Source organism: Bradyrhizobium sp. 2TAF24 (assembly GCF_052115025.1).
Taxonomy (GTDB): Bacteria; Pseudomonadota; Alphaproteobacteria; order Rhizobiales; family Xanthobacteraceae; genus Bradyrhizobium_A.
On sequence record NZ_JBFRFW010000002.1, the window covers coordinates 352968 to 379711 of the forward strand.

A 26744-nucleotide genomic window follows, 5' to 3' on the forward strand; every position below is an offset into this window, starting at 1 on the left:
GCTTCATCCATCGACTGTCCAAAAGTGACGATGGTCACCTTCCGCGGGTAGGACGCTCCCCCTAACGTCCGCTCGGCCCGCCACAGGAGGGGTGATGCGAACGACCGCGCCGATTGGAACAGCCTTGATGATGACCGCGCTCATGCTCGGCGTGAGCGAAACGAGCGCGCGAGCGGACGACGCTCGCGGTGAGCCGTCGCAGCAGAGCGCTGACGTGCAGCAGGATAAACAACGCCCGCAGCCCGTCAGAGTTATTCTGCCGGCCCCGTGGGAGCCGATCGCACCTGCCCGACCGACCACCGCTCAACGACAGTCCCGCACCAACTGAAGCGACGCAGCGGTACGACCAGTGCTCGCAACGCTAGGCGGGTTTCCCGTGAGTCTGTCCAGCGCGTTACCGCCGCTTCTCAGCTCACCGCCAGCCGAAAGCGAATATCCGTGCTGGCAATGACGCGTCGATCAGGCGTCATGATGGCCACGTCCACCACGTGCAGCGACTTCGGGCGGTCGTAGATATATTTGAGATGGGATGGCTGCCCGAATTCGGGTGTGACAATGAAATCCCCGGACCGCAGCGCCCCCACCACCAGCTTGACCGCATCACGGTTCAGGAGCGACGAGCCGAACAGGGCGTCAATGAGCGCCGCCAGCGTCATCCCGTTCGTCAGCATCACGCGCGCAATATCGTCGCCGAAGTCCTGCCTCAGGACGTGAATAATCGCTGCGATGTTCTCAGGATCGCGCATCCCTCCGTTATAGGGCAGGTCCCCGCGCCACATCCAAACGTAGCGGCAAAATCCGGTGGACAAGCGCACGCGACAAAGCCGGCGCGAAATTCGGGAACGACGCCTCGTGGTCGGCCGCGCCTCATCGACACGACGCGAGGTCGAACGCTCCGCAAGGTTCCCAAGCGGCGCGCTCGCTGGCAGACCGTCCGTCACTCCGCCGGAGGCGCGAGCAATCGCCTGAAAAGAAGGCTGCCGCCGGCATGGCGCAACTCCGGATGCCAGGGGATCTCGGCACGCCCGACCTCCTCGAAGCCGGCGCGACGGTAGAGCGCGATGGCGCCGGCGTTGTCCGCCCAGACATGCAGCGTCACCGACGGAAACGACTGGCGGCGCGCGTCGTCGATGACAGCACCGAGCAGCGCCTCGCCAATGCCGCTGCGCCGATGGCCGCGGGCTACGGCGATGTCATTGAGGAAATAGCTGCCGGGATCACAGAGCTCGGTGCGCGGACGCAGAAGCGCTTCGCGCTCGGTCGGCGGCGCGCGACCGGCCTCTTCCTGGATCAGACGCGCCGGAAATGCACTCGCCATGCCGACGATCTGCCCGCGTGACACTGCGACCAGAGCATGCCGGTGTGACATCGTCCCGGTCGGCGCGGCGATCAGGTCGCGGGAGATGCGCAGCGGGTCCGCCGTCGGATCGAGCTCCCGCAGCAGGAACGTAAACGTATCGCCGCCGGCAAGGCCGGCGAGTTTCGCGATCGCCCTGGCATCGTCGATCGTTCCGCGACGAATGACGCAGCGCCGCGACCCCGCAAGGTCTGCCGCGGCGGCCGCGCCAGGCCGCGTCGGGCTTGCCCCCCTCGCGGACGCCGTGCCGTTTCGTTGAGTCGCGGGAGTGATGCGAACGGGCATCGCGCTGTGTTCCACTCGCATCGAGATTGGCGGGTTGAATACCGACGCTAGAAGCGCATCACGCGTGCGCCAAGAGCACAGCGCTGTCGCGACATGAACAGAAGTTATTGGAAACTATTGGAAATATCGCGTCGACACGCGATCCGGCGGGAACCTGCCGCGGCACGACGGCGACACCGCGACGACATCGGCTGGACGTATGGTTGGATTGCGGAGATCCTCAAGGCGCGACAATCTCCGGTATTTCACGTTGCCATTTTCAAGAAGGAGCATTTCTCATGACCCGCCTCATTGCCTGCCTGATAGCATCGGCCCTGATATGCAGTCCGCATCCTGCGCTGTCTGCCGGCGCCTCCGGTGGCAGCGGACTGCGCGGCAAACATCTGGTGCTGTCCTGGAGCGACAATCGCGTCGAGAAGATCATCGCGAGCGGTGAAGAGCACCCGATCAACCAGCGATCGGTCGTCACGGTCTATGTCAGTGCCGAGGGACGCTTCTTCAGCCAGTTCGGCCGCAGCGCCGGACGCGGCATCATCGATCACAAGGAGGTCTCCGGCGACCGCAACATGCTGCACTGGCGGAACGAGGGGGCAGCGCTGATCGCCGATCAGACCTTCGTACGTGGCGTGCGCCGCCTCATCGTCACGTTCGACGCCGGCTACAGCTCCTGCACGCTGCGCGTGCTCCACGGCAAGGAAGCCGGGTCATCGAACATCACGTATCTCACCATGGACCGCAAGGTTCCGGTCGAGGTGGCCACCATCACGGTCACCTCGACATCTTGCAGCATCGCGACGGGCAACCCGTTCGCCTGAACGCGACCGCCCGATACGGCCACGTCAGGCGCCGGGCGTCGCAGCCCGCCGCCTGACAAGCCCCCACATCAGCAGGACGACCAGCGTGATGGCCGCCGCCAGCAGGCTGGTCCAGGTCGCCAGACGCTGCCACAGCGGCTGCGCGAATGCGAACGGCCGATAGTTGCGGAACGCTTCGGCATCGGCGGCCTGAGCCAGCGTGAAATGATCCCCCGGCCGGCATTGGTTCTCGGCACCGAACAGATAGCAGGCGGGATTCTTCAGGTTGAGCACGCCACTGACCGTCTGGTCCACCCGCCCGAGCCGCAGGGGCGCGACAGGAAACTTCTCCCGTCGATAGCCGAGCAGCGGTTGGTAGCAGTCGAGCTGAGAGCCTCCGGCGATCATCGCGTCGTTGGACATCACCATGAAGCGATCGGTATCGACGATCGCCTCGATCGGCGGCACGACGCCCGTGGCGCGAGCGCGCGCATAGGCAGCCTCGATCGGCTTCGATTGATATGGCTGGCCGGCGTAGTAATCCCGTTCGGTCAGCGCATTCTGCAACACCACCCCACCGAGGCAGAGAACCGCAGAGGCCGTGCATAGACGTGGTCTTGCCGCTTCCGGCCACGGTATGCCATCGAGCGCGAGCGAGGCGAGCACGATCACGACCGGGATGTAGGCACAGAAAAAGCGCAGAAGACTGCTGCTGTTGCCGAAGTAGGGCAACGACTTCAGAAAGCCGGTCCAGACCGGCGCGTGCCAGTTCAGCAGCAGGGGACACGCCAGCAGCATCGCGATCGCCAGCAGCATCAGGATACGGTGTCCGGACAGCGGCTTCCAGCGACGGCGATGCACAAGCCCGACGACCACGGCCACCACCAGCAGCAACGCCGGCACGATGGAGACACCGTACTCCCATTCGTTCCGCTCGAACGGCCACATCGTGTTGGCGAGCTGCGCATTGGGATCTGCCGGGACCGACACGAACAGCATCTGCGCCACCATGCGCAGCAACAGCAGGAAATCGGGCACGCCCGGCAGCGGATACTGATCACGCGGGAAATGCGCCAGCAGCGCCAGCTCCGCGGTCAGCTTGCCGGCACAGAGCAGCAGCGACAGGAGGCCGGCGGCGGCGAGCCGCAACCACGGCTCCCATCGCCAGCCGAACCGCAGGGCATGCACCAGCAGGATGACCGCCGTAGCCAGCAGCACCGGCGGAATGCCATGAACCATGCCCGACTGGAACATGTAGGCGAGGCAAAGCCCCGCCACACAGATCCGGCCGAGGCGCGCCAGCACCGGCTCGGGCGCCCTCCCCACCGGCAGCAGCATCAGGACCATCAGTGGCGCCAGCGCGAAGGCATGGAACGTGAGGTGGCCGATCAGCACGCGGTAGATGAAGAAACCGTTGAACACGAACAGCCCTGCCGCCAGCACCGCCGCCGCGCGAGAGGTGCCGAAGCCGACCCGCATCAACCCATACGCCCCGCACAGTGCAATCAAGGCGAACAGGCAGAAAGTGACCTGGATGGCCCGCACCGGCGACATCAGGATCACGAGCGCCTGCGGCAACGAGAGGTAGGCGACATTCGGATCAGGGAAATAGGGAAAGCCGCCGCATTGCGCCGGCGAGAACCATGGCAGGATCCCCACCCCGTTGTGCAGGAACCAGTAGTAGCCGGCCAGCATGTTGGGGAGATGCAGACCATAGTCATGGCCCATCGTCCCGATTGCTGTCGGCAGAAACGGCAGGAAGATGGACAGGCAGGCGAGATACGCAAGGCCGCACAAAAGGCCGGCGACCGGCCGGCTCATGCCTTCTCGATCATCATGGCGCACTTGAGATCTCGCGGGTACATCGACTGGATCGCGCCGCGGCCCGTGGACGCGAACACGTGTAAGGCGAACAAATCCTAACCACCACAACAGGAGACTTTCAGCACCGATTCGCGATGATTGCCAGGCAATGTATCTCACGGAGGCGGCAACGCCATGGGGGATGGCGCAACCCACGAACAGTCCGCAAAGGGATACCGCTATCGGTATTCGAGAACGCCACCGAACGGTATCTTCGCTTGCCGCGGCCGATCATCGGCACATGGTTCGATCACATCGTCCGATGAAAGCGTCGCGCGCGGCCGAATCGTTGTCCGACGGCCGCCCTCCCCGACACCACAGCGCCGCCGGGCTTGCGCCCGGCCGGCGCCGGGACACGATCAGAGCGTTGGGACCGATTTCGGCGCCTTGAGCATGATCGGCGCCGCCGGATAGCTGAAGGTATCGCCGGCTTTGACATGACCGGCGCGGTCGACCTCGATGGTCGCACCGGAAATGGTGTCGTGGTCGATCGTCAGCGTCATGAAGCCCCAGGACTGGGCGGCGACATATTTCAGCACCGCACCGGAATCCTGTGCCGCGTCCCCGGGCGCCGAATGCACCGCATGCAGGTTGTGATAGCCGCCATTGCCACTGACGATGAACGGCGTCGGACCACCCGGCGCGATGGTCTGCTCGATGCGCTGATAGTTATGGACGTGGCCGGACAGCGCCAGGTTGGGCACTCGCCCGGTATCGCGAATCGCGTTCTCGAGCACGTCGGCCATCTTCGAGCTGCCGCTGTGATAGACATCGAACGAATAGATCGGATGATGAAGCGCGAAGATCAGCGCCCGATCCGTCGGCGCGGTGGCGAACTCATTGGTGACCCATTGCTGCTGCACCGAATCGATCGAGCCGCCTTCCGGCACATTGGTGTAGAGGCCAACGATGGTGGCGTATGGCGTGACCAGCGTCCAGTACACGTTCGGCAGATTGAGCTGTACCCGCGGTGCGTCCTTCGAGATCGGATCGACGTCGGGATGCTCCTGCATGAAATACTGCACCCAGCCATCGAGCGATGTCTGCTGCGCGGGGTCATCCACCTCGCCGTCATGATTGCCGGGAATGGAGAAAATCGGCACGTCGTAGTGCGAATAGGGTTCGTAGAACTGGGCGTAGTAATCGTCCTTCATGCCGGTGAAGTAGACGACATCGCCGACATGATAGCAGAACCTCGGCTTTGCACCCCTGGCGTCGGACAGGTGAGAGATCATCTGCTCGGCGACGTTGCTCTGGAACTCGCCGTCCTGCACGCCACCGGTGTCGCCGACCACATGAAACACCATCTTCTTGTCCTGCGCGATGGCCGCGGCGATATCCGGGAAGGACTCGGAGAGGTCGTAATGATAAGGCGGCAGCCCGAGCGGGCGCGGCAGCGGCTGATAACTGACATTGCGATGGCTGACCGGGTGCAACGGGCTGACACCCGAATGGGCCTGCGAGTGCTTCGGCTTGGGCCGCGGCCGAACCTCGCCGGGGCGGATCACACTGCGGGACGCGACGTTGGTGGTCTTTGCGGAATGGGCCATGTCGAAATTCCTCAAATGATCAAAAGCGCGCTCAGAAGCGGCACCGATGACAGCACGGCCAGCGGCGTCACCCAATCGATTCGATTCAAACAGATTTCAATGACATACAAACGGCAAGACGCTGCCGCCGGAGCGTCAGGCCTGGCGCCGCGACGCTCCACGCGCGATCACGGGCAGCGCGATCCAGCCGCCTCGTTCAGCCCGGCGGGTTCGCGCGGCTGCCCTGCACGACAGCGATATAGCGCGCACGCGCATCCGGCGACACTGCGCCGCGCGCGGTCAGATGATGCAGGCAGTTCATCGCGAGGTCGAACGAGCCGTAACAATGATGCGCGATGACGGCGAGATGCTTGAGCTGCTCGACCTCCATCGCATCCGGCTTCATGAAATCGCGGACATAGACCACGTCGGCTTCGACCAGCTGATTGAACGCCGCCGCCGGATTCGACCCCTGCATTGGCGCGATCATCTTCTTGTTGATGGCGGCGAACATGTGCGGGACGAAGCCCAGGCCGCGCAATTCGAGATCGATGTCGCCGAACACCGGCTGGCCCTTGTAGAGCGGGATGAACGACACTTCGGTCTGCACCGCCACCGCTTTCGCGAGGCGCGCGCGGCCGCTCCTGAACACCGACAGTTCCGATCCCTGGATGTCGATCTTCAACAGGTCGAGATCGGCAATCTCGACGATGTCGTCGAGCCTGCGGGTTTCAACCGCGATCTCGCGCACCACCGTTCCAAGCTCGGTGAAACGCGGGAAGTGCCGCAGCGGCACCTCATCCGGCTGCAACAGGCTGGCAAAGCCGATGCCGCGGCAAAGCTTCAGCGTGTGGCTGCCACCATCTCCCACGGCGTAGGGCAGATAGGTTTCCAGATCGCTCTTGGCCGCATCCAGCGGCGCCAGCACATCGGGAAACGGATCGAAGCCGATCAGCCGGCATAACCGCTGCTGCAACAGCGACTTGTAGGGCGGATCACCATCGATCGGGTTGGCGCCGACATCGACGATGCTGGTCAGCCGCGCCGGCTTCAGCAAGCCGACCAATGTATCGCCGATCTCTTGTGCCATCGTCTCGCTCTCTGAACGCCATTCTGCCGCAGCGCAGCGGCGGCGCATGGAGCCGCTCCCCTAGCGCAGGTCTCGGGGAGCAACTAACATGCGACGGAACGCTCAACAATGACACTGCAAAAGCCATCTGGGGAGGACTTGGGAATGTCGATCCGCCGTCATGTCGCAGCCATGCTGGGGACTGCCGCCCTGCTGGGAGTCACTGTGACCATCGCGCAGGCCGCGCCGTTCATGGTCGTCGGCACGGACGAAAAGGCGCAGTGGGATGCCGACGGCAAGGTGCTGTTGTCGCCCGCCGGCAAGGACGCCGTGCTGGTTGTCGATCTCGCCAAGCCGGAAAGCCCGAGGATCGTTGCGACACTGCCACTGAAGAATTCGGTGGTCGGCCCGCCGGTCAACATCGATATCGACCCGACGGGATCGGTCGCCCTGGTCGCCGACTCGGTCGACGTGGTCAAGGACGGCGACGCACTGAAGCAGACGCTGGACAACAAGATCTACGTCATCGACCTCAAGGCCAATCCGGCCAGGCTGGCAGGCACCGTCACCACCGGCAAACAGCCATCGGGCCTCAGCTTCAGCCCGTCGGGCAAGATGGCGATGGTTGCCAACCGGGGCGATAATTCGATCTCCGTGCTGGCGGTCAACGGCACCGACGTCAAGGTCGTCGACACCGTCGCCATGGGCGACAGCGTCTCGCAGGTGGTGTTCACGCCGGACGGCAAGCGCGCGCTTGCCACCAAATTCCCGGCCCACAAGCTCGCGGTGCTCGATATCGCCGGTGACAAGGTCAGCTACAACAAGCTCGACCTGCCCACCGGCCTGTGGCCTTACAATGTCGTGGTCGATCCCAAGGGCAAATTCGCGTTGACCGCGGACAATGGCGGGGCTGGCTCGTCCGATGGCAGCGTCGACACGGTGAGTGTGGTCGATCTTGAGGCCAGCCCGCCGCGCGTGATCGACCGCGTTGTGGTCGGCGACGGCCCGGAAGGCCTCGCGATCAGTCCGAAAGGTGATCTCGCCGTGGCCGCCATCCTGCGCGGCTCCAACATGAAGAACACCTATTTCTACAACAAGACCGGCAGCATCTCGGTGCTGCGGATCAACGGCAAGAAGGTCACCAAGACCCAGGACGTCGAGGTCGGCGGCCTGCCGGAAGCTGCGGCCTTCACGCCGGACGGAAAATACCTGCTGGTCGGCAACTATCTCGACAGCGACTTTTCCATCCTGAAGGTCGCCGGCGGCAAGGTGGTCGACACTGGCAAGCGCTTCAAGGTGCCGGGTCATCCGGCATCGGCACGCATGAGCAAGCAGTAGCTCATCGCGGCCTGCCCGACGCCATCAGCGCCGCCCTCGACCGCGGGGCGGCGCTTTTATTTGGAACCGGCCAGCCAGCGACATCTGACAACGAGACCGCGGGCCGTTGGTCCCGACTGAATGATGTCCCGCGTCCATGTCCTGCTGCTGCCGGGCGCGCTCGTCGACTTCGTGACAACCGATGAGACGGCTGCCCGCGCGGCCGGTTCCGGCAACGGCACCCCACCGCAGGGTCAATGGGTCGCGTCGGACAGCGGATGGGATGGATGCCGTGTGTCGCCGCGCCGGTTCTGCGGGCGGACGTAGATGATCACGGCTTCCGGCCATTCGGCCTTCGCCTTGAGCGCCGCGATCAACGCATCGTCCGCTTCCACCATGAGGCGGTCGGCCTTGCCATGCAGTTTGAACCCGATCGTGAAATGCATCGATCGTCTCCTCTGTCGTCGAGGCACACGCCTCGCTGCAAAGCCCCCCCCTTTTTAAGTCGAAGCCGGCGCTACATCTTGGCCAGCCGGCCTGCATTCTCCAGCGCCGCCTTCTTCTTGCCCGTCGCGTCGAACTGCTTCAGATACGCCAGCAGATCGTCGACCTGCTTGGGATCCTTCACGCCGCCAAAGGCCATCTTGGTCCCTGGCACCTTGGCGCGCGGATCCTTGATGTAGTCGCGGAAAGTGGCCTCGTCCCAGGTCAGGCCGGAGTTCTTGTTGGCGGGCGAATAGTTGAAGCCTTCGACACTGCCGGCCTTGCGGCCGATCACGCCATTCAGCACCGGCCCCACGGCATTCTTCGCGCTCTCGCCGATCTGATGGCAGGCCTTGCACTGGACGAAAATCTTCTCACCAGCCGCCGCATCCTGCGCAACTGCCGGAGCCGCGGCGAGCCATCCCGCTCCCAACACAACGACGAACAAACGCATGCCACCCTCTCCACGGTTGCCACATTCACACTTTCGTCACCGTCGACCGACGGCCGCACTGCATCGCCCGATCAGCCGAGCGACGCGATGATTTCCCGATAGGCCGCTTCCGGAAACGCCTTCAGCGTGCGCGTGCGGATGTACCCGAGCATCCCGAGCTGAAGATTGAACCGCGCCGCTACTGCATCGTCGGGAGCTTCATAGATGGCGACGATGTCATAGTCGCCCATGGTGAGGAAGAACGCCTTGAACTCGCCATCCATGTCCTTGAGGGCCTTCTTCGCCATATCGAGGCGCCGCGGCGAGTCCCGCACGCTCTTCATGCCGTGCTCGGTCCAGTTCGCCAGAACGACATAGGTGGTCATGGCCATTCTCCGTGCGTCACGAAGCCCCCACGAGCCATCGACCGCTCCACCGGGCCCGACTGGTTCGGCACCCGCCCCTCAAGGACCGCGGCCGAAGAATGTCAGCCGGCTGAGCAGCGTGTAATGCGCCTCGAACATCATCATCGCCGTGAACACCAGCACGAAAACCGGCGGCACCAGGATGGCGTAGACGAGCGCCAGCCGCTCCCAGGCCATGTGCATGAACACGGCGACGATCAGGCCGGCTTTCAGGACCATGAACAGCAGGATCAGCGTCCAGCGCAGATAGCCGTGCACGCCGAAATAATCGACCAGATAGGAGCCGGTGCTCAGCACGAACAGCCAGCCCCAGACCACGAGGTACAGCTTGATCGGGTGCTGCTGTCCCTCGGCATGGGCCGCCGGCGCGGCGGCGTGGGCATCGGGCACAGCGTGCAAGGTCACTTCAGCCATGATCGCCTCTCACCACAGATAGAAGAAGGCAAAGATGAACACCCACACCAGGTCGACGAAGTGCCAGTACAGCCCGGTGATCTCGACGATCTCGTAATTGCCCCGGCGACTGGTGAAGAAGCCCCGCCGCTCGCTGTCGAAATCGCCGCGCCAGACCTTGCGGGCAATGATCAGCAGGAAGATCACGCCGATCGTGACATGGGTGCCGTGAAAACCGGTGATCATGAAGAAGCAGGCACCGAACTGCTCGGCACCCCACGGGTTGCCCCATGGCCGCACGCCCTCCATGATCAGTTTCGTCCATTCGAACGCCTGCATGCCGACGAAGGTCACGCCGAACGCCGCCGTCACCAGCATCAGGATCGCGGTCTTGGCACGATCGCGCCGGTAGCCGTAATTCACGGCCATCGCCATGGTGCCGCTGCTGCTGATCAGCACGAAGGTCATGATGGCGATCAGGATCAGCGGAATTTCCTCACCGCCGATTTTCAGCGCGAACACCTCGCTCGGGTTGGGCCACGGCACCGTGGTGGAGGAGCGCGCCGTCATGTAGGACAGCAGGAAGCAGCCAAAGATGAAAGTGTCGCTGAGAAGGAAGATCCACATCATGGCCTTCCCCCAGGAGGCGCTCTTGAACGCCCGCTGATCAGAACGCCAGTCGGTGACGAAGCTGCGCCAGCCCTCCGGCGGCGTCCGGGGGGCTGCAGAGGGGGTCAGCGCGGTCTCGGCCATGGACGCCTCGCTTTTCCTTTCAGGACACCAGTTGGCGACAGGTATCGAAGAACGCCACCATCCAGCCGCTGAGCAGCGCAAGCAGCACCAGCCACACCAGCAACAGGAAATGCCAGTACATCGCGCACAATTCGACGCTCAGCCGCAGGCGCGGCAGGTCGGCGCCACGCCAGGCGCCGGCGATGGCGCGGCCCAGCGCGACAAGCCCGCCAAGCAGATGCAAGCCGTGAACGGCAGTGACCAGATAGAAGAACGAGTTGGCGGGATTGCCCGCGACCCCATAGCCGGCGGCCAGCAGCTGCTGCCACGCCAGCAACTGACCGACCAGAAACACGACCGAGGCGACGCCGGCGGCGAGCAACCCGGTGACGGTCCCTTCCTGATCACCACGGCGGGCCGCGCCTTGCGTCCACTGCAGCACGCCACTGCTCAGCACCAGCACCAGGGTGTTGAACCACACCAGCCAGGGAATCGGCACCGGGCGCCAGTCCAGCAGCGCCATCCGCATCACATAGGCGCTGATGATCAGCGCAAACAGCGACCCGGCGACGGCGATAAACACCCCAAGGCCGACCTTGGCGGTCGGCGGCGACAGCCGGCCGCCACCGGGGAAATCCGCGATCACGCCCTCCTCGAGCCAGGGCTTGGCGGTGAGCCGCTGGTGTGCAAGCCACCAGCCGGCCACAGCCGCAAGCCCGATCACGAAGACAACGATCACCGTCATGTCCGGCTCTCTTCCTCGCTCCAGCGGATCGACGGCTGGTTCTGCGGCACATAGTCGTGGTTGGAGCCGGGCACGCTGTAGTCATAGGCCCAGCGGTACACCACGGGCAGCTCCTTGCCGAAGTTGCCGTGCCCTGGCGGCGTCTCCGCTGTCTGCCATTCCAGCGACGTCGCCCCCCATGGATTGCCGCCGGCCTCCTTGCCGTGACGCAGGCTCCAGATCAGGTTGAACAGGAACACGAGCTGGGCGAACCCGACGATCAGCGCCATCACGCTGATGAAGGCATTGAGATCATGCGCCGAGGCCGGCACGAACGCGGTCTCGCCGATATCATGATAGCGGCGCGGCATGCCGAGCAGGCCGAGATAGTGCATCGGGAAAAAGATGGCGTAGGCGCCAAGGAACGTGACCCAGAAGTGGAACTGGCCGAGCCGCTCGTTGAACATCCGCCCGGTCATCTTCGGATACCAATGATAGATCGCGCCCATCACCACCAGGATCGGCGCAACCCCCATCACCATATGGAAGTGAGCGACCACGAACATGGTGTCGGACAGCGGCACGTCCACCACCACATTGCCCAGGAACAGGCCGGTGAGACCGCCGTTCAGGAAGGTGACGATGAACGCCAGCGCGAACAGCATCGGCACCCGCAGATGGATGTCGCCGCGCCACAGCGTCAGCACCCAGTTGTAGACCTTGATCGCCGTCGGCACCGCGATGATCAGCGTGGTGGTGGCGAAGAAGAACCCGAACGCCGGATTCATGCCGCTGACATACATGTGGTGCGCCCACACCACGAAGCTGAGCGCGCCGATGCCGACGATCGCCCACACCATCATGCGATAGCCGAAGATGTTCTTGCGGGCGTGGGTGCTGATGAGATCAGAGACGATGCCGAACGCCGGCAGCGCGACAATGTAGACTTCGGGATGACCGAAGAACCAGAACAGGTGCTGGAACAGCAGTGGACTGCCGCCGCCGTACTTGGTCTGCTGGCCCATCTCCACCAGCGCCGGCATGAAGAAGCTGGTGCCGAGCACGCGGTCGAGCAGCATCATCACGCTGGCCACGAACAGCGCCGGGAAGGCCAGCAGCGCCATCACGGTGGCCGTGAAGATGCCCCACACCGTCAGCGGCAGACGCATCAGCGTCATGCCGCGGGTGCGCCCCTGCAGCACGGTCACGACGTAGTTCAACCCGCCCATGGTGAAGCCGATGATGAACAGGATCAGCGACACCAGCATCAGGATGATGCCGGCCTCCTGGCCGGGGCTGCCCGACAGGATCGCCTGCGGCGGATACAGCGTCCATCCCGCGCCGGTCGGACCGCCGGGCACGAAGAAGGTCGACACCAGCACCAGCACCGCGAGCAGGTAGATCCAGTAGCTGAGCATGTTGACGTAGGGAAACACCATGTCCCGCGCGCCGACCATCAGCGGGATCAGGTAGTTGCCGAAGCCGCCGAGGAACAACGCCGTGAGCAGGTAGATCACCATGATCATGCCATGCATGGTGATGAACTGCAGGTATTGGTTGGCGTCGATGAACGAAAAGGTCCCGGGAAAGCCGAGTTGCAGCCGCATCAGCCACGACAGCACCAGTGCCACCATGCCGATCGCCAGCGCCGTGCAGGAATACTGGATCGCGATCACCTTGGCGTCCTGCGAGAACACGTACTTCGTCCACCAGCTGTGCGGGTGGTAGAGATCGACCTCCGGCACCTCGGCCGGCGGGATGACGACAACTGTATCGGACGGGATATCGACCATCGCAGCGCCCTTCCCTGTTCATCTCGGGCACGGCGCGAACCATGCCCCCTGTCGTCACCGCGGCCCCTCGCCGTCAGGCCGGTAGGCCGCTTTCCTGATCGGGCGCTGGCCCGACAGCTCGGCGAAGGTGCGCTGCTGCTCCAGCCACGCATGATATTCGCCCTGCTCCTGTACGATCACGGTGCCGCGCATCTGCGCGTGCGCGAGGCCGCACAGTTCGGCGCACAGCACCTCGAAGGTGCCGGTGCGCGTCGGGGTCAGCCAGAAGTAGGTGACCGAGCCAGGCACCATGTCCATCTTGGCGCGGAACTCGGGCACGTAGAAATCGTGCAGCACGTCGATCGAGCGCAGCAGCACCTTGACCGGCTTGCCGACCGGCAGGTGCAGATCGCCGCCATCGATGATGATGTCGTCCTTGCCGTTCGGATCGTCCTGGTTCAGACCGAGCGGATTGTCGGCGCTGATGTTGCGCGCATTGGTGGTGCCGAGCCTGCCGTCCTTGCCGGGCAGACGATAGCTCCAGCGCCATTGCTGGGCCATGACCTCGACGTCAGTCGCCTCCTCCGGCACGGTGACGAACTGGTGCCACACCACGAGGCCCGGCGCGAGCATGGCGGCGACGCCGATAGCCGTGCCGATGGTCAGCCAGGATTCCAGCTTGTTGTTTTCCGGCTCGTACGCCGCGCGCTGCCCCTCACGGTGGCGGAAGCGGAACACGCAATAGGCCATGAATCCGATCACCGCGACAAACACGATGCCGGTGATCCAGAACGTGACGATGATGGTGTGGTCGATGTATTGCCAGTTCGATGCAATCGGCGTCCACCACCATGGGCTCAGGAAGTGGAACACCACCGAGGCAATCGCGACCAGAAGCAGTACAAGTGCAACGGGCATTCCTCGTTCATCCTTGCCTGGCGCGGCTTGGACACGAACTCGGGCATGGCTTCATATCGGCATCGGTGGCGGCTACCGGCGCGCCATCGGTGTGTCTCTTGCCACGCCCATTCCCATCGGCCGCGACGTCAATTCATTAGAGAATTCAGAGAACACGTTACGACCGTCAGTCTCTCCGAGCACACTCACTGAGCTTCAGGCCTGCAGCTAGGATGTTCCCCGGAAGGCGCGGTTGTCAATAGATCGCCCGTGCACGCGCACGGCGATCGGCCGCCGTGACGACGCCGGCCGATTATTTTGCAGTTGCACAATCCACGCGGCCGATGTCCGGCGTCGAACGCCCGTCCTGCACGTGACCGTTGCCGGGAAAGCGGCTAGATTGCCGGCGGGTCGTGACGATGGGGTCCGGCAGAGCTTCCAGCATTCGTTTGCCGAGCGTGTCGCGGCTTCTCGCGGCGCGCTGCGACCGGAGAGGGGCTGCAGCCATGGTGACACGCACTTCAGACAATGCGACGCCGCTCGCACCGCACGCGTCGGTGGACGGCGCACCGATCATCATCCGCAACATCACCACCGCCGACCTCGGCGAGGCACTGCGTCTGGGCTGGGAGGACTTCAAGGCGATCCCGAGCCACGCCGTGATGCTCTGCGTGATCTATCCCGTGCTCGGCCTTGCCATCGCCCGCCTGGTGCTCGGCTACTCGGTGCTGCCGTTGCTGTTCCCGCTGGCGGCCGGCTTCGCGCTGCTCGGTCCGTTTGCGGCCCTCGGCCTCTATGAGCTCAGCCGCCGCCGCGAGCTCGGCGAACAGCCCTCCGCCTGGGACGCGATCCGCGTGCTGCGTGCGCCCTCGTTCGGCGCCATGCTGGGGCTTGGCGTGCTGCTGCTCGCGCTGTTCGTGGTCTGGGTGGCCGCCGCCAATGCCATCTATGTTGCATCCTTCGGCCATCAGCCGGCGGCCAGCATTCCGGACTTCGTGACCCGCGTGTTCACGACACGGGAAGGCGGGATGCTGATCGTGGTGGGCTGCGGCGTCGGCTTCCTGTTCGCGCTCGCGGCCCTCTGCATCAGCGTGGTCTCCTTTCCTCTCATGCTCGACCGCCATGCAAGTGCCACCGACGCGGTGCTGACGTCCCTGCGCGCGGTTCTGGTCAACCCGGTCAACATCGCGTTGTGGGGCCTGATCGTCGCCGTGCTGCTGGTTGTCGGCTCGCTGCCGCTGTTCCTGGGACTCGCGGTCGTGCTGCCGGTCCTCGGCCACGCCACCTGGCATCTGTACCGCCGGATCATCGCCTGAATTCGCGCTGGCCGGCCGCGTGGCAAACAACCGCGGCCGGCCACGGCACGCGCAGCAGCGTCATCGCGACGATGTGAAACAGCGACAGCCTGGCGCAAGGGTGCTTGGCCTGCAGCCTGTCCGATGACGCCGCACGATCACGGCGCGGCGGCAGTCACCCAAATTGCGCCTCTTTTGACAGGAACTAGTTCCACTCGTCGTGGTTGTCAGCGGACTGCTTCAAGGATGAACATCTCAATGCTTCAGCGTGTTTTTTCCCGCCGCGCGGCGGCGGCTGTCGTGCTGTGCTCGATCGCCCTCGCCCCTGCGGCCAGCTTCGCGCAATCCGCGCCGTTCGCGAGCCTTTCCGGCGTGTGGACCGGAACCGGATCGATCTCCCTTTCCGATGGCAGCCGCGAGCGCATCAAGTGCCGCGCGACCTACGCGGTGGGCGACCACGGCAACGGCCTGCAGCAAACGCTGCGGTGCGCCAGCGACAGCTACAAGTTCGAGCTCAGCAGCAACGTCCGCAACGCCAATGGCGTCATTTCAGGTAATTGGACCGAGGCGACGCGCGGCGTCAGCGGCAGCCTCGAGGGCAGCGCCCGCAGCGGCCTGTTCCAGGTCGTGGTGTCCTCGCCTGCTTTCACCGCCAGCCTCAGCCTGGCCACCCAAGGCAACACCCAAACCGTGAAGATCACCTCTCAGGGCACCGAGTTCTCCGGGGTGACCATCACGCTTTCCCGCTCGTAGCCAGGAGCGGCCCCATTCGCCGCCTTGCACGACGGCCACGAACTTCGATCGAAAGCGACCATCGCCCGGACCTTGCGGTCGGGGGGCGGCGGCGCGAACATGTGCGCCGACCATCCGCAGATCACGCGCTGGCCGGTGCCGCGGCGAGCCGTTGCGCCGGAATTTCAGAACAGGTCAGGGTGCCTGCCGCAAGACGACGGGCCTACGGGCACGCGCACCTCTCCGCACCGCTTCCCCCTGGCTTTCCCGGGGGCGATCGTCCCCACGACCTGTACACACCGCTTGCGCGTGCCACTCCGCCCACGCAATCCTTCGTCATCGAATGACCGCCATCGCGCGGCCCGATTGTATGAGTTTGTGAGTCCAACCAGCCGAAAGTCATGTCCCGTCATGGATGACCCATACGCCCTGCAGCGTTTCGTCGACGCCCAGGAACCTGTTTATGGACAGGTACTTGCAGAGTTGCGGGCTGGCGCCAAACGCACCCACTGGATGTGGTTCGTCTTCCCGCAGCTCGCCGGGCTCGGCCATAGCCCCATGGCCAAACGCTATGCAATTTCGTCAGAGCTCGAAGCGGCATCTTATTTGCGCCATCCGGTGCTGGGAACGCGATTACGGGAATGCACACAACTGGTTCTCGCGGTGGAAGGGCGATCCGCGACCGCCATCTTCGGAACGCCGGACGACCTCAAATTCCGCTCATCGATGACGCTGTTCGCACATGCCACCGCCGACAACACGCCGTTCCGGCAGGCGATCGATAGGTATTTCTCCGGACAGTTCGATCAGGCCACCTGCGACCGGCTCTGAGACTGCGATCATCTCCTGCACCGGAACCGCGGCTCGCCGAAAGGCGCTGCAAGACCGTCGCCGGCATCGTGGTTCACCCGCCGGCTGAACGAAACAGGCGGTGGCGATGTACCGTCCGATCATGATCGCGATGATGCCCGCCAGCCCGCGCTGCGCATCATCTCAAGCGCGCCAACCCCTGCCCGGATCGGCGACATCTGCGGATCAGCGATTGGGATGAAGCCGCTTGCCCTGATCGATTGCCTGCGACATCGGTGCGCCGGCACCAATCAGATCCGGTTCGGCGGCGACAGCGAGGCATCGGCCGATGCGACCCGACAGATCCAACACGGCGATCGCTGTCGGCGCAGGAACAGTGAAGTACCGAGGTCGACTGCGGACGAACAGCGTCCGCTCGGTTACGGCTCGGACCCGCTCTGCCCGTCGACATGATCGTCAAACAGGCTGCTGGTCATGACAGCGACTTCCGTGCGGTTGCGCGCGTTCAGCTTCTTCATGATGTGGCGGATATGCACCTTGACCGTGCTTTCGCGCATGTTGAGTTCATAGGCGATCTGCTTGTTCGCCTTGCCGCGGTGCAGGGCCTCCACCACCATGATCTGCCGTGCGGTGAACATGTTGTTGCCGTTGGCCGAGGTGTCGCGGCGCGATGCCAGCAGGCTGCTGACTGGCACGAACGTTCCGCCCGCCTCCACCAGACGCACCGCCTCGATTGCCACGCTGAACGCCATGCTGGTCGGAATGTAGCCGCGAACGCCTTTTTCAAGGGCTTCCATGATGCGATCGCCGTCCTCGACGTCCGACACCACGATCACCGGCACGCTGACGGCGACCTTGCCGAGCGCCTCGATCTCGTCGGCGAGATTCGCGGCCGCCCGACGGCGGCCGTGCGTGAACAGCAAGATGACTGACGGCAGCGGATAGTCGCCCTGCTGATCGAGCCACGCCGCGAGCGATGAAAATGCGACGACCGCATGATGCGTATAGGCGAGCTGCAGGCACTGGGCCAAGCAATCACGGACGAGGACGCGCTCGCCAATCACGACGATCACAGGACCATGCTTGTGGCCACGATCGCCCGCATCATCCAGGCGGGCAAGCAGCGCCTCCGCGTCAACGCCGTCGGCGCGCGCCCGACTGCCTGGATTCGACGATTCCGCGGGGCGCATGCGGGCCGGATGGTCCCCATTCGCCGCCGGACTGGCCAAGGCCTGCGCCCGACCAACCGGCCGGAAAGGATCGACCGATGTCGTGGCGGACGCGTGGCCTTGCAATTCAACCGGCGCAGAGCGATGCGGCTGCCGCGCTGACGCGGACGATACCGTGAAGGGGGCATGTAACGCGCCGCTGCCCGCCTGATCGGCTGCGAAATCTCCCGATCGCCGATCATCACGCGGCTGCTCTATTGTTTCGATTCTGCCGGCCGGCGATGGATGAAGCCCGAATGGCCGGGCACCCTTGGTTTCCGTGAATCTCATGCCAACACCCCTCACAACTGGGCTTCACTGAAACGCGGCGTCGTCGCGCGACCCATCCTTGCACCGCGTACTCGTCCCTCGATTCACCTCCTGATGTTTCGATCTCGCCGGCTTGTCCTCCCGCCCGGCCAACCTCGCCGCATGTCTCCGCCTCGCATCGACAGAGATCGTTTTATTAGATTATGCACGGCAGACTATACCATGTGTTCATGACGATAGGACACAGCGGCACGTTTTGGTGCATGGTGAGCGCCTGAACAACAATCGCGATATCACTGCCGCGGCATTGCCAGCGGAAGTTGCGCTATATATGCGTCGAAGGTATCGCTCCACAGCGCCAGCATCGCATCGCGCCGATCGATCTGCTCAGCCGTACTGACGCTCTCGCCGCTGTCGAGCATCTGCGCCGGGAACGGCACGATGCCCCCCGGCCAGGCATCGTTCTGGAGCACAGCGTGGGCTGCACCACCATAGAGATGCAACCCGAGTGCAAGTGCGCGCTGACGACCGAGCTCGAACTGCTGATGCCGTGCACTGCTCAGCAACAGCGCCTCCTCGCCGATCAATTCAGTCCGCAGGCCTGTTATCTCACTCCAGGCCTGCGACTGGACGCTGCAGAGAGCCTCATCCTGCAACCGCGCAACTTCTCTCTTGGCGACGATGGTGATCAACATCACCATGAAACCGACCAGATACGGATCGAGCCAGGCGATATCAGGGATTCCGTTCAGCCGTGAGCGGCTGCTATCCACCAGCGGCCCGATCAAAGCCACTGCGGCCTTGCTGCCTCTGCGAACGGCCGATGCTGAAAGGGCACGACGCAGCATGTTCGCCTTCCCGGCCAGCCATCAAAGTACGCGCCGGCTCTTGTCTTCCGAACCAGCCTGCGAGAGCATGCGGCCTGTTCCCGCGATCAGCCGGATCATCCATCATCCCGGCCCGGCGGGATCGGAGTGCGATCATGTCCGCAAGCCGGCTGCCTCCGAAACCTGATTTCGCTGCGCTCGAAGCCGCTGCTCCCAGAACCGCGGATCGGCGAACCCTGATCCTGTCGCTGATCGGCGCTCTTGTGTCCAACTGGTCCAACAATGAGAGCCTGTTCATCTACATTCTGATGCTGCTGCTGAACACCGATCAGGCGTCCGCCGCAATCGTATTCGCGACATTGAACACAACCAGGGCACGGCTCGACCTCATTCAGCGACTATCGAAGATCAAAATCAAGGACAAGATGCTGGACAGGGAATTGAATCGTCTGATCGAGCGCTTCAATGAAAGCACGCAGATCCGAAACGAATTCAACCACTGCATGTACATGCTCGATACCAACGGGGCGATTGCTCACACGCAGTCCATGAGACTGATCCAGACACGGCGCGATCTTCAGTTCGGTGAAGTCAAGCCGGTCGATGACGCCCGCATCAAGGAAATGTCAGAGGCCGCTCACGAAATGGCGCGGATCAACCGCGAGATCTGGGACTTCCTGCCGCGCCTGGAAGCGCATCTGCACTGAGACGGGAGCTTCCCCAAGCGTTGTAGAGGTTACATCGGATGGCGTAGCTGCTCATCCATCGAAAGCCATCCGTCGTATCAGCGCCTCTCCCTTTGCCACGTCCCTTTGCCCGCTCGGGCAACTACCCGCTCTGCGCCGGATGGCGGAGGCTTCGGCCGCGGACCAGGGCCCTTCCGCCCCAACTCCGCGCCGGAATAGCCGGCACCGCAACAGCATCGTTGTCCGCAGCAGCCGCCGACGCAGAAGATCAGCGCGCTTGTGAAGGCTGACGGTGCTCCAACCCAACGGAGCCCATCATGGGTAAGCCGAAGTACAAGTATGACCCCACACAGAACCAGGACCAGTCGCAGGCTAATCTGCAAGGGCAACTCCAGGGCCAAGGTCAGGGTCAGTTGAACCTCCAGGGGCAGGGACAGGGCCAGGGCCAAGGCCAGCTCAACCTGCAGGGTCAGGGACAAGGTCAGGGTCAGGGCCAAGGTCAGGGCCAGTCCGAAACGCAGACCGCCACCCAGTCGCTCAAATCCAGCAGTGACAACTGGAACGGCAATGGCAATGCCAATGGCAATCTGAACGGCAACGGCAACCTGAACTTCAACGACAACAAGAACAGCGACAGTAACAGCAACAGCAACACCAACAGCAACGACAACAAGGTCGACAACAGCCTTTGCAACAACGTCGACAACAAGGTCGAGAACACCATCGACAACAAGGTCAACGTCGATGTGAAGATCGATCTCTCTCTCAGCGCCAACGGCCTCAGCGCGCCGGTCAACGATCTGCACGGCATGCACGACTTCAGCGACTCGCTGGTCATGCCGCAGTCCGTGACCCAGACACTCGACGGCAACGGTAGCCTGTTCAACATCGACCAGATCAACAACCTGGTCAGCAATGGCACCGTGTCCGATCCGACGGTCTCGTTCACAGGGTCCGGCTCCTACGAAGACCCGAGCGCGGGCTTCCACATGGACGCCAAGATCACGGGCGGCGAAGCCAAGGTCGAGAACGCCCATACCGGCGATGTCTCGGGCGCCAACGCGTCCGGCATCAACGCCTCGGCTGCCGCGACCCTGACTCAGGATGCATTCACCCAGACCATCACGCTGGGCGCCAACATCCAGTTCAACAGCCTGACTCTGAACAATGCAGGCCACGATTTCACCGACGATCACCACACTGGTTAACGATGAAGGGGACCTGCGCGCGCCCTGCCGCGCAGGTCCCCTGTCGCGTGCGCTTGGCTATGCACTCCGAGAAGAGCGTCCCGTGAAGACCTGAACGGGCGTCGCTTTCCGCACGTCTGCAACAGGAGGCTGCCATGCTGCCCGGCGGCATCACCGAAGCAATCTGGCACTTCTCCGGTTATCTGCATCTGTTTACCGATATCGCCCGCGACAGGGTCACCCTCGACGAGGGGGTCTATCGCGCCCAAGTCGACGATTACACGGCCAAGCTCCCACAGTTCGAGACACCGCCTGCCGAAGACGACATCACCCCTGCACCGGTCCTGCCACCGCCGCCACTCTTCGAGCCGGTCTCATCCACGCACCTCGCACCACTCAGGCACGCGCTGCCGAACGCAGAGATTGAACCCGACGATCTCGCCCCGCCACGTCTGCTGGGCAACCTGCCGATGATGGCCGGGGCCGCCGGCGCGGCCGGTTCAAGCTTCGTCATCACCGTCACCACCCAGCCCGGCGGCGATCAGAGCCAGATGGAAATCCATCAGATCAATGTGATGGACAGCGACAACGCGCTGGTCGTCTCGTCGAATCCGGAGCTGACCGCACTGCTCGCGCAAGAGACCGGCCACGTGCTGGAGCAGATGATCGCGGGCGTCGACCATGCCCTTCCGGTGACCTGGAGTGTTCCGCAAGACAACACCGCGGCAGCATCGTTCGCAGCTACCCACGACCAGGGCTGGAGCAGCGGCGGCGGCCAGCCGGATACCCACAGCGTAACACCTGGCTATTATATCAACGGCGTGCTGCAGGATTCAGCACTTCCCCCTCCCGACCAGGCGCCTCTCCCGACCCCTTGGCAGCCGCCGGTACTGCCGCATGCCATGGGACAATGGGCCTTCGACGGCGGCAACACCAGCATCAACGCCGCCGAGATCGTCGACCTGACGAGCTCCGCGCGGACGATGATCGTGCTCGGCAACTACTATAACACCGACGCAATCTTCCAGACCAATTCGTACTTCAACAACGACCACATCACCATCGCCGGCGGACAGAACACGGCACTCACAACCGGGGGCGATAAAGCCATCAACATCGCCGACTTCATTCAGCACAACGGCGTCTATGCCACGCTGCCGAGCTACTTTGCCGGCCCTCACTGGAGCGTCGATGTCGTCAACGGCGATTACTACAATGTCAGCATGCTGGTGCAGACCAACTATCTCTCCAACAACAACATCACCGTTCAGCAGAGCTGGGATACCCGCTATGAAGTCCTGGCCGGCGGCAACCAGCAGGAAAATCTGGCCCAGATCCACAATGGCGGCTTCGATTACGACCTGATCGTGGTCAAGGGCAGCTTCAACAGCATGAATGTGATCTTCCAGAACAACATTCTGCTCAACAACAACATCATCAAGATGGCCGGTGACGGGATCCATCCATCGCAGACCGTCGATGTCGGCGGCAATCAGCTCACCAACACGGCGACAATCGAAAATTTCGGCGGCAACAGTTTCGAGCAATTCAATCCGTCGCTGCAGGGGCTCGTCAACGCCGTCGCCTCCGGCGCACCCGAGCTCGATCCCGCGCTTGGCAACCTCGTTGCGGGCAACGGCGGCACCTTCCACGTCCTCTATGTCACGGGCAGCTATTATGACGTCAACGCCTTGTGGCAGACCAACGTCGTCGCGAACAATAACGTCGCGCTGCAGCTGCTCGAGCCGCCGTCCGCCGGACCGCTGTCGTTCTACGGCGCGGGCCCCGAGACACAGTTCGTGTCCGTCGGCAACAATATCCTGGCCAACGATGCCGCCATCATCAATGTCCTGCCGACCACGACGAGCGTCGCCGGGCATGTCTATGGCGACACCATCCTGTTCCAGGCCAACCTGGTGTCGCAGAACAACGACCACGTGACCCATGCCAACCCGCAAACGCTGGTCCCCGAGTTGATCGCCTTCATCAGCGGTGATGCCGAAGCACCGACACCGGCGCCGGTGCAGCCGCCCCTCACCGTTCCCGTCCATGAAGATCCGATCGCGAGCATGACGCATTAGGGCACCGTCGGCACTAATGCCGAGCACCATCACGAACGCTCAAGGCTGAGGAGAGCGGAGATGAATTCGCAGGGGAACGAAACACCTCCCGAGGCCCGACATCGGGACGCCGCCAGCGACAATGTGCTTCCATTTGGTCATCGAACCGGCCAGCCTCCCGCCCCGGCGACCTCCGATCCACCACCGAACCTGCACCAGGCTGCATCCTCGTCAGCGGACACGGCTGCGCCACAGCCGAAGTCGATCGCGGCGCATCTCGCGGCGCTGTCCGCGCTGGTCTCCGAACGCGGCCAATCGAACGACGCGCGAGCACCGACGCCACCGCCGACAGCGAAGGCCTCCCCCGGGCCCGGCAGCGGCCGAGGCGGCGGCTCCGCGAATGGTCGCGGCGGCGGTGGCGGTGGCGGCAGCGAGCCACCACGACTGCACCGCCGGTCCAGTGACAACGAGTTCCGCGATGTGCTCAACAGCGGCCTCGAAGCGGTGCGACGCAATCTGATGACCGTCGGCGTGTTCTCGGTGGTGGTCAACCTGCTGGTGCTGTCGATCCCGATCTACCTGTTCAACATGTCGGATCGCGTGCTGACCAGTCGCAGCGTCGACACACTGATGGTGCTGACCACGATCGTGATCTTTGCGATCGCCGCCCATGTGCTGATGGACATGATGCGCCGCTTCATCCTCATGCGGGTCGCCGTCGAGACGGAAGCCAAGCTCGGCGGGCCCGTGCTGAGCGCGGCCGCTAAAGCCGCACAGAACGGCTCCAGCCGCGAGTTCCAGACCCTCGCCGACCTGCAGCACCTGCGCTCGTTCATCACCGGCCCGGTGCTGCTGACGATTTTCGACACTCCGGTCGCGCCGGCCTACCTCACGGTGGTCTTCCTGATCCATCCGCAACTCGGCCTGATCGTGCTGGCCGCCGGCATCCTGCTGTTTATCGTGGCGCTAATCAACCAGCGCGTCACGGCTATTCCGTTCACCCGCGCCAACGCCTTCGGCACCCGTGCCAACCTGCAGGCGGAAGCGATGGCCCGCAACGCACAGGTGATCAACGCCATGGGCATGATACCCGAAGGCGTTCAGATCTGGGGCCAGGAAACGGTGGAATCCCTCAAGGCCCAAGTCGTCGGGCAGGACCTCAACATCCTGATGACCGGCATTTCCAAGTTTCTCCGGCTCTGCACCCAGATCGCGATCCTCGGCTGGGGTGCCTGGCTCGCCCTCGACAATCAGCTCACCGGCGGCATGATCATCGCCGCATCGATCGTCGCCAGCCGCGCGCTGGCGCCGCTGGAAGGCACCATCGAGGGCTGGCGTCACTTCGTCCAGGCCCGCTCGGCCTATGCCAGGATCCGGGCGTTGCTGCAGAACTCGCCGCTCAATCTCGAGCGCCTGCGACTTCCCCGCCCGGAGGGACGGCTCAGCGTCGAGCGCATCCTGTACGTCCCGCCGCCGACCAAGAAGGTGATCCTGAACGGCATCAGCTTCCAGCTCGAACCGGGTGAATCGCTTGCCATCGTCGGCCCGTCGGGCACCGGCAAGACCATGCTGGCGCGCATGCTGGTCGGCTCGATCGTGCCGACCGCCGGCAGCGTGCGGCTCGACATGATGGACCTGCGCAACTGGGATCCGCGCCAGTTCGGCGAGAACGTCGGCTACCTGCCGCAGGACGTGCAGCTGTTTCCGGCCTCGATCAAAGCCAACATCGCGCGCATGCGCGACGACGCCCGCGACGAGGACGTGTTCGACGCGGCCGAGACCGCGGACGTGCACCAGATGATCTCGGAATTCTCACAGGGCTACGAGACGGTGGTCGGCATGGACGGCAGCCCGCTCTCCGGCGGGCAGCGCCAGCGGATCGGCCTTGCCCGCGCGTTCTACGGCAATCCTCGCCTGCTGGTGCTCGACGAACCCAATGCCAACCTCGATGCCAGCGGCGAGGCCGCGCTGGCCCGGGCGCTGGTGCGCGCCAAGGACAAGCGCATGACGGTGGTCACCGTGACCCAACGCCCCGCGCTGCTGCGCAGCGTCGACAAGATCATGATCCTGCACAACGGCGCCGTGCAGGCCTTCGGCGAGCGCGACGAGATGATTCCGTTGCTCACCGGCCGCAAGCCGCCGAACGGATCGCCCAACGGTCCACCCATCATCGACTCATGATCGGTGCAACCAACAAGGTGCAACGCCATGAAATTCCCGATCAAGTTTCCCTGGAAAGCCAAGGCGCCCGGTCATCCGCCGCCCGACCTGCCGCCGTGGTACGCCTCGCTGCCGCGATCGACCCGCGCGCCGACCATCGGCGGCATCGTCATCATGGCTGCCACCGTGATGGGCTTTGGCGTCTGGGGCAACACCGCCCCCATCGCAGGCGCCGTGGTGGCCTCGGGCGTCTTTGTCGCGACCGGCCAGAACAAGACCATCCAGCACCTCGAAGGAGGTGTCATCCGCGACATCATGGTGCGTGAAGGCGACGTGGTGGAGCCGGGGCAGACCTTGCTCGAGCTCGACCAGACCACCGCCCAGGCCGAACTGCGACGACTGTTCCTGCGCAGCATGCGATTGACGGCAATGGACGTGCGTCTGCAGGCCGAGGTGCGCGAAGACGAGGGCATCAAGTTTCCGCTGGAGCTGACAGTGGCCGCGGACGATCCCGAGGTGAAGGCCATCATCGGCACCCAGCTGCTGACCTTCGCAGCCCGGCGCAACAACTTGAAGAGCGACATCGCCAGCATCGACGAAGGCATCAAGGCCCTGAACGAACGCATTACCGGCTCGCGTATCCAGCTCGACAGCGTGCAGCGTCAGATCAAGTTCGTCGTCGAAGAGGTCGGCGAAAAGGAATATCTGCTGCGCAGCGGCCTCGTTCGCAAGCCCGAGGTTCTGCTGCTGCAGCGAACCCAGGCCAACCTGGAGGGCGAAGTCGGCCGCATCATGGGCGACATCGGCGACGCCAAGGAACGCATCGCGCGATCGCAGGAGCAGATCAACGGCGTGCGCAAGAGCGCGATCAAGACCGCCGTCGAGCAATTGCACGAAGTGCGCGGTGAACTGGCTGACGTCAACGAGCGCATGCTGACCGCGCGCGGCGTGCTCGGCCGCACCACCATCGTCGCGCCGGTCAAGGGTGTCGTGGTCAAGCTGCGCTACCACACCCAGGGCGGCGTGGTCGAGCCCGGCAAGCCGATCATGGAATTGCTGCCGCTGCAGGAGGAACTGGTGATCGAAGCGCGCGTGCGGCCGCAGGACATCGACAGCGTCAAGCACGGCCAGCACGCCATGGTGCGGCTGACTGCGCTGAGCCAGCGCGTCACACCAATGATCTCGGGCGACGTGGTCTATCTGTCTGCGGATACCCTCGCCGATGAGCGAAAGTCGCAACAGATCGGACCGACCGATATCTATCTGGTGCGAGTCAAGCTCAACAAGGATGAAGCTGCAGCCATTCCCAGCTTCAGCCCGACGCCGGGAATGCCGGCCGAAGTCTACATCAAGACGACCGAACGCACGTTCTTCCAGTACATCACCAAGCCGATCCACGACAGCATCGCGCGGGCGTTCCGCGAGCGCTGACCGCC

The 26744-nt window shown here is 63.8% G+C and carries 25 protein-coding genes; 10 read left to right on the top strand and 15 right to left on the bottom strand.

Translation table 11 applies throughout. From position 1 onward, the window contains the following. Positions 1–407 precede the first annotated feature (407 nt). Positions 408–746: a hypothetical protein gene (locus AB4Z37_RS04885; protein WP_441515553.1), complete on the bottom strand. Its 339-nt coding sequence runs from the start codon at positions 744–746 to the stop codon at positions 408–410. Between the two features lie 191 nt (positions 747–937). Continuing rightward, on the bottom strand, positions 938–1642 hold the full coding sequence (locus AB4Z37_RS04890; RefSeq protein ID WP_441515554.1) for a GNAT family N-acetyltransferase: 705 nt from the start codon (positions 1640–1642) through the stop codon (positions 938–940). A 278-nt stretch (positions 1643–1920) separates the two neighbouring features. Here AB4Z37_RS04890 and AB4Z37_RS04895 point away from each other — a divergent pair, with 278 nt between their 5' ends. After that, complete coding sequence (locus tag AB4Z37_RS04895; protein ID WP_441515555.1) at positions 1921–2457, top strand: hypothetical protein; 537 nt, start codon at positions 1921–1923, stop codon at positions 2455–2457. Positions 2458–2481: 24 nt separating this feature from the next. Here the strand turns inward: AB4Z37_RS04895 and AB4Z37_RS04900 are convergent, their stop codons facing one another. The 3 genes from AB4Z37_RS04900 to AB4Z37_RS04910 all read right to left on the bottom strand — a co-directional run bounded on the left by AB4Z37_RS04900 (position 2482) and on the right by AB4Z37_RS04910 (position 6918). After that, positions 2482–4257: a hypothetical protein gene (locus tag AB4Z37_RS04900; protein ID WP_441515556.1), complete on the bottom strand. Its 1776-nt coding sequence runs from the start codon at positions 4255–4257 to the stop codon at positions 2482–2484. 401 nt (positions 4258–4658) lie between these two features. Then, on the bottom strand, positions 4659–5849 hold the full coding sequence (locus AB4Z37_RS04905) for a metallophosphoesterase family protein (RefSeq protein ID WP_441515557.1): 1191 nt from the start codon (positions 5847–5849) through the stop codon (positions 4659–4661). Between the two features lie 196 nt (positions 5850–6045). Next, entirely contained in the window at positions 6046–6918 is an 873-nt protein-coding gene (locus tag AB4Z37_RS04910; RefSeq protein ID WP_441515558.1) for an FkbM family methyltransferase, read from the bottom strand. Between the two features lie 144 nt (positions 6919–7062). On the opposite strand from AB4Z37_RS04910, the gene AB4Z37_RS04915 reads away from it, so the two are divergent. Then, entirely contained in the window at positions 7063–8235 is a 1173-nt protein-coding gene (locus AB4Z37_RS04915) for a beta-propeller fold lactonase family protein (protein WP_441515559.1), read from the top strand. 233 nt (positions 8236–8468) lie between these two features. Here the strand turns inward: AB4Z37_RS04915 and AB4Z37_RS04920 are convergent, their stop codons facing one another. The 8 genes from AB4Z37_RS04920 to AB4Z37_RS04955 form a co-directional block, all read right to left on the bottom strand. After that, positions 8469–8660, bottom strand: a complete 192-nt coding sequence (locus AB4Z37_RS04920; RefSeq protein WP_441515560.1) for a hypothetical protein — start codon at positions 8658–8660, stop codon at positions 8469–8471. 71 nt (positions 8661–8731) lie between these two features. Further along, on the bottom strand, positions 8732–9151 hold the full coding sequence (locus tag AB4Z37_RS04925; protein WP_441515561.1) for a c-type cytochrome: 420 nt from the start codon (positions 9149–9151) through the stop codon (positions 8732–8734). A 71-nt stretch (positions 9152–9222) separates the two neighbouring features. Next, complete coding sequence (locus AB4Z37_RS04930; protein WP_441515562.1) at positions 9223–9516, bottom strand: GYD domain-containing protein; 294 nt, start codon at positions 9514–9516, stop codon at positions 9223–9225. A 78-nt stretch (positions 9517–9594) separates the two neighbouring features. Further along, positions 9595–9969 (bottom strand): cytochrome C oxidase subunit IV family protein, encoded by a 375-nt coding sequence (locus AB4Z37_RS04935; RefSeq protein ID WP_441515563.1) that lies wholly within the window; start codon positions 9967–9969, stop codon positions 9595–9597. Positions 9970–9978: 9 nt separating this feature from the next. After that, positions 9979–10701, bottom strand: a complete 723-nt coding sequence (locus AB4Z37_RS04940; RefSeq protein ID WP_441515564.1) for a heme-copper oxidase subunit III family protein — start codon at positions 10699–10701, stop codon at positions 9979–9981. Between the two features lie 19 nt (positions 10702–10720). Then, positions 10721–11425 carry a cytochrome c oxidase subunit 3 gene (locus AB4Z37_RS04945; protein WP_441515565.1) on the bottom strand — a complete coding sequence of 235 codons (705 nt, stop codon included), beginning with the start codon at positions 11423–11425 and terminating at the stop codon, positions 10721–10723. Continuing rightward, positions 11422–13197 (bottom strand): cytochrome c oxidase subunit I, encoded by a 1776-nt coding sequence (ctaD, locus tag AB4Z37_RS04950; protein ID WP_441515566.1) that lies wholly within the window; start codon positions 13195–13197, stop codon positions 11422–11424. Before ctaD ends, AB4Z37_RS04945 begins: the two co-directional genes overlap by 4 nt. Positions 13198–13251: 54 nt before the next feature. Further along, positions 13252–14094, bottom strand: a complete 843-nt coding sequence (locus AB4Z37_RS04955) for a cytochrome c oxidase subunit II (RefSeq protein WP_441515567.1) — start codon at positions 14092–14094, stop codon at positions 13252–13254. Between the two features lie 485 nt (positions 14095–14579). On the opposite strand from AB4Z37_RS04955, the gene AB4Z37_RS04960 reads away from it, so the two are divergent. The 3 genes from AB4Z37_RS04960 (at position 14580) to AB4Z37_RS04970 (ending at position 16931) form a co-directional block, all read left to right on the top strand. Then, the gene (locus AB4Z37_RS04960) at positions 14580–15389 is read left to right on the top strand and encodes a DUF2189 domain-containing protein (RefSeq protein ID WP_441515568.1); all 810 of its coding nucleotides are present in this window, start codon (positions 14580–14582) and stop codon (positions 15387–15389) included. A 237-nt stretch (positions 15390–15626) separates the two neighbouring features. Beyond that, complete coding sequence (locus AB4Z37_RS04965; RefSeq protein WP_441515569.1) at positions 15627–16121, top strand: hypothetical protein; 495 nt, start codon at positions 15627–15629, stop codon at positions 16119–16121. A gap of 390 nt (positions 16122–16511) precedes the next feature. Beyond that, positions 16512–16931, top strand: coding sequence for a DUF1810 domain-containing protein (locus AB4Z37_RS04970; RefSeq protein WP_441515570.1), 420 nt, complete (start codon positions 16512–16514; stop codon positions 16929–16931). Between the two features lie 398 nt (positions 16932–17329). Here the strand turns inward: AB4Z37_RS04970 and AB4Z37_RS04975 are convergent, their stop codons facing one another. After that, the gene (locus tag AB4Z37_RS04975; protein WP_441515571.1) at positions 17330–18409 is read right to left on the bottom strand and encodes a LuxR C-terminal-related transcriptional regulator; all 1080 of its coding nucleotides are present in this window, start codon (positions 18407–18409) and stop codon (positions 17330–17332) included. Positions 18410–18681: 272 nt separating this feature from the next. Next, the gene (locus AB4Z37_RS04980) at positions 18682–19236 is read right to left on the bottom strand and encodes a hypothetical protein (protein ID WP_441515572.1); all 555 of its coding nucleotides are present in this window, start codon (positions 19234–19236) and stop codon (positions 18682–18684) included. A gap of 134 nt (positions 19237–19370) precedes the next feature. On the opposite strand from AB4Z37_RS04980, the gene AB4Z37_RS04985 reads away from it, so the two are divergent. From AB4Z37_RS04985 to AB4Z37_RS05005, 5 genes are all read left to right on the top strand, one after another. Then, positions 19371–19922 carry a hypothetical protein gene (locus tag AB4Z37_RS04985; RefSeq protein WP_441515573.1) on the top strand — a complete coding sequence of 184 codons (552 nt, stop codon included), beginning with the start codon at positions 19371–19373 and terminating at the stop codon, positions 19920–19922. Between the two features lie 296 nt (positions 19923–20218). Continuing rightward, positions 20219–21109: a hypothetical protein gene (locus AB4Z37_RS04990; protein WP_441515574.1), complete on the top strand. Its 891-nt coding sequence runs from the start codon at positions 20219–20221 to the stop codon at positions 21107–21109. Positions 21110–21243: 134 nt separating this feature from the next. Beyond that, positions 21244–23169 (top strand): hypothetical protein, encoded by a 1926-nt coding sequence (locus tag AB4Z37_RS04995; RefSeq protein ID WP_441515575.1) that lies wholly within the window; start codon positions 21244–21246, stop codon positions 23167–23169. 60 nt (positions 23170–23229) lie between these two features. Then, positions 23230–25329 carry a type I secretion system permease/ATPase gene (locus AB4Z37_RS05000; protein ID WP_441515576.1) on the top strand — a complete coding sequence of 700 codons (2100 nt, stop codon included), beginning with the start codon at positions 23230–23232 and terminating at the stop codon, positions 25327–25329. A 153-nt stretch (positions 25330–25482) separates the two neighbouring features. Then, entirely contained in the window at positions 25483–26739 is a 1257-nt protein-coding gene (locus AB4Z37_RS05005) for an HlyD family type I secretion periplasmic adaptor subunit (RefSeq protein WP_441515776.1), read from the top strand. Positions 26740–26744: the final 5 nt, after the last annotated feature.

Coding starts and splice junctions, on each gene's coding strand:
- AB4Z37_RS04995 (WP_441515575.1), top strand. CDS start 21,244: ATGCTGCCCGGCGGCATCACCGAAGCAATCTGGCACTTCTCCGGTTAT.
- AB4Z37_RS05000 (WP_441515576.1), top strand. CDS start 23,230: ATGAATTCGCAGGGGAACGAAACACCTCCCGAGGCCCGACATCGGGAC.
- AB4Z37_RS04985 (WP_441515573.1), top strand. CDS start 19,371: ATGTCCGCAAGCCGGCTGCCTCCGAAACCTGATTTCGCTGCGCTCGAA.
- AB4Z37_RS04970 (WP_441515570.1), top strand. CDS start 16,512: ATGGATGACCCATACGCCCTGCAGCGTTTCGTCGACGCCCAGGAACCT.
- AB4Z37_RS04910 (WP_441515558.1), bottom strand. CDS start 6,918: ATGGCACAAGAGATCGGCGATACATTGGTCGGCTTGCTGAAGCCGGCG.
- AB4Z37_RS04925 (WP_441515561.1), bottom strand. CDS start 9,151: ATGCGTTTGTTCGTCGTTGTGTTGGGAGCGGGATGGCTCGCCGCGGCT.
- AB4Z37_RS04975 (WP_441515571.1), bottom strand. CDS start 18,409: ATGAGATTCACGGAAACCAAGGGTGCCCGGCCATTCGGGCTTCATCCA.
- AB4Z37_RS04935 (WP_441515563.1), bottom strand. CDS start 9,969: ATGGCTGAAGTGACCTTGCACGCTGTGCCCGATGCCCACGCCGCCGCG.
- AB4Z37_RS04960 (WP_441515568.1), top strand. CDS start 14,580: ATGGTGACACGCACTTCAGACAATGCGACGCCGCTCGCACCGCACGCG.
- AB4Z37_RS04940 (WP_441515564.1), bottom strand. CDS start 10,701: ATGGCCGAGACCGCGCTGACCCCCTCTGCAGCCCCCCGGACGCCGCCG.
- AB4Z37_RS04895 (WP_441515555.1), top strand. CDS start 1,921: ATGACCCGCCTCATTGCCTGCCTGATAGCATCGGCCCTGATATGCAGT.
- ctaD (WP_441515566.1), bottom strand. CDS start 13,197: ATGGTCGATATCCCGTCCGATACAGTTGTCGTCATCCCGCCGGCCGAG.
- AB4Z37_RS04930 (WP_441515562.1), bottom strand. CDS start 9,516: ATGACCACCTATGTCGTTCTGGCGAACTGGACCGAGCACGGCATGAAG.
- AB4Z37_RS04915 (WP_441515559.1), top strand. CDS start 7,063: ATGTCGATCCGCCGTCATGTCGCAGCCATGCTGGGGACTGCCGCCCTG.
- AB4Z37_RS04885 (WP_441515553.1), bottom strand. CDS start 746: ATGCGCGATCCTGAGAACATCGCAGCGATTATTCACGTCCTGAGGCAG.
- AB4Z37_RS04990 (WP_441515574.1), top strand. CDS start 20,219: ATGGGTAAGCCGAAGTACAAGTATGACCCCACACAGAACCAGGACCAG.
- AB4Z37_RS05005 (WP_441515776.1), top strand. CDS start 25,483: ATGGCTGCCACCGTGATGGGCTTTGGCGTCTGGGGCAACACCGCCCCC.
- AB4Z37_RS04945 (WP_441515565.1), bottom strand. CDS start 11,425: ATGACGGTGATCGTTGTCTTCGTGATCGGGCTTGCGGCTGTGGCCGGC.
- AB4Z37_RS04980 (WP_441515572.1), bottom strand. CDS start 19,236: ATGCTGCGTCGTGCCCTTTCAGCATCGGCCGTTCGCAGAGGCAGCAAG.
- AB4Z37_RS04955 (WP_441515567.1), bottom strand. CDS start 14,094: ATGCCCGTTGCACTTGTACTGCTTCTGGTCGCGATTGCCTCGGTGGTG.
- AB4Z37_RS04900 (WP_441515556.1), bottom strand. CDS start 4,257: ATGAGCCGGCCGGTCGCCGGCCTTTTGTGCGGCCTTGCGTATCTCGCC.
- AB4Z37_RS04890 (WP_441515554.1), bottom strand. CDS start 1,642: ATGCCCGTTCGCATCACTCCCGCGACTCAACGAAACGGCACGGCGTCC.
- AB4Z37_RS04905 (WP_441515557.1), bottom strand. CDS start 5,849: ATGGCCCATTCCGCAAAGACCACCAACGTCGCGTCCCGCAGTGTGATC.
- AB4Z37_RS04920 (WP_441515560.1), bottom strand. CDS start 8,660: ATGCATTTCACGATCGGGTTCAAACTGCATGGCAAGGCCGACCGCCTC.
- AB4Z37_RS04965 (WP_441515569.1), top strand. CDS start 15,627: ATGCTTCAGCGTGTTTTTTCCCGCCGCGCGGCGGCGGCTGTCGTGCTG.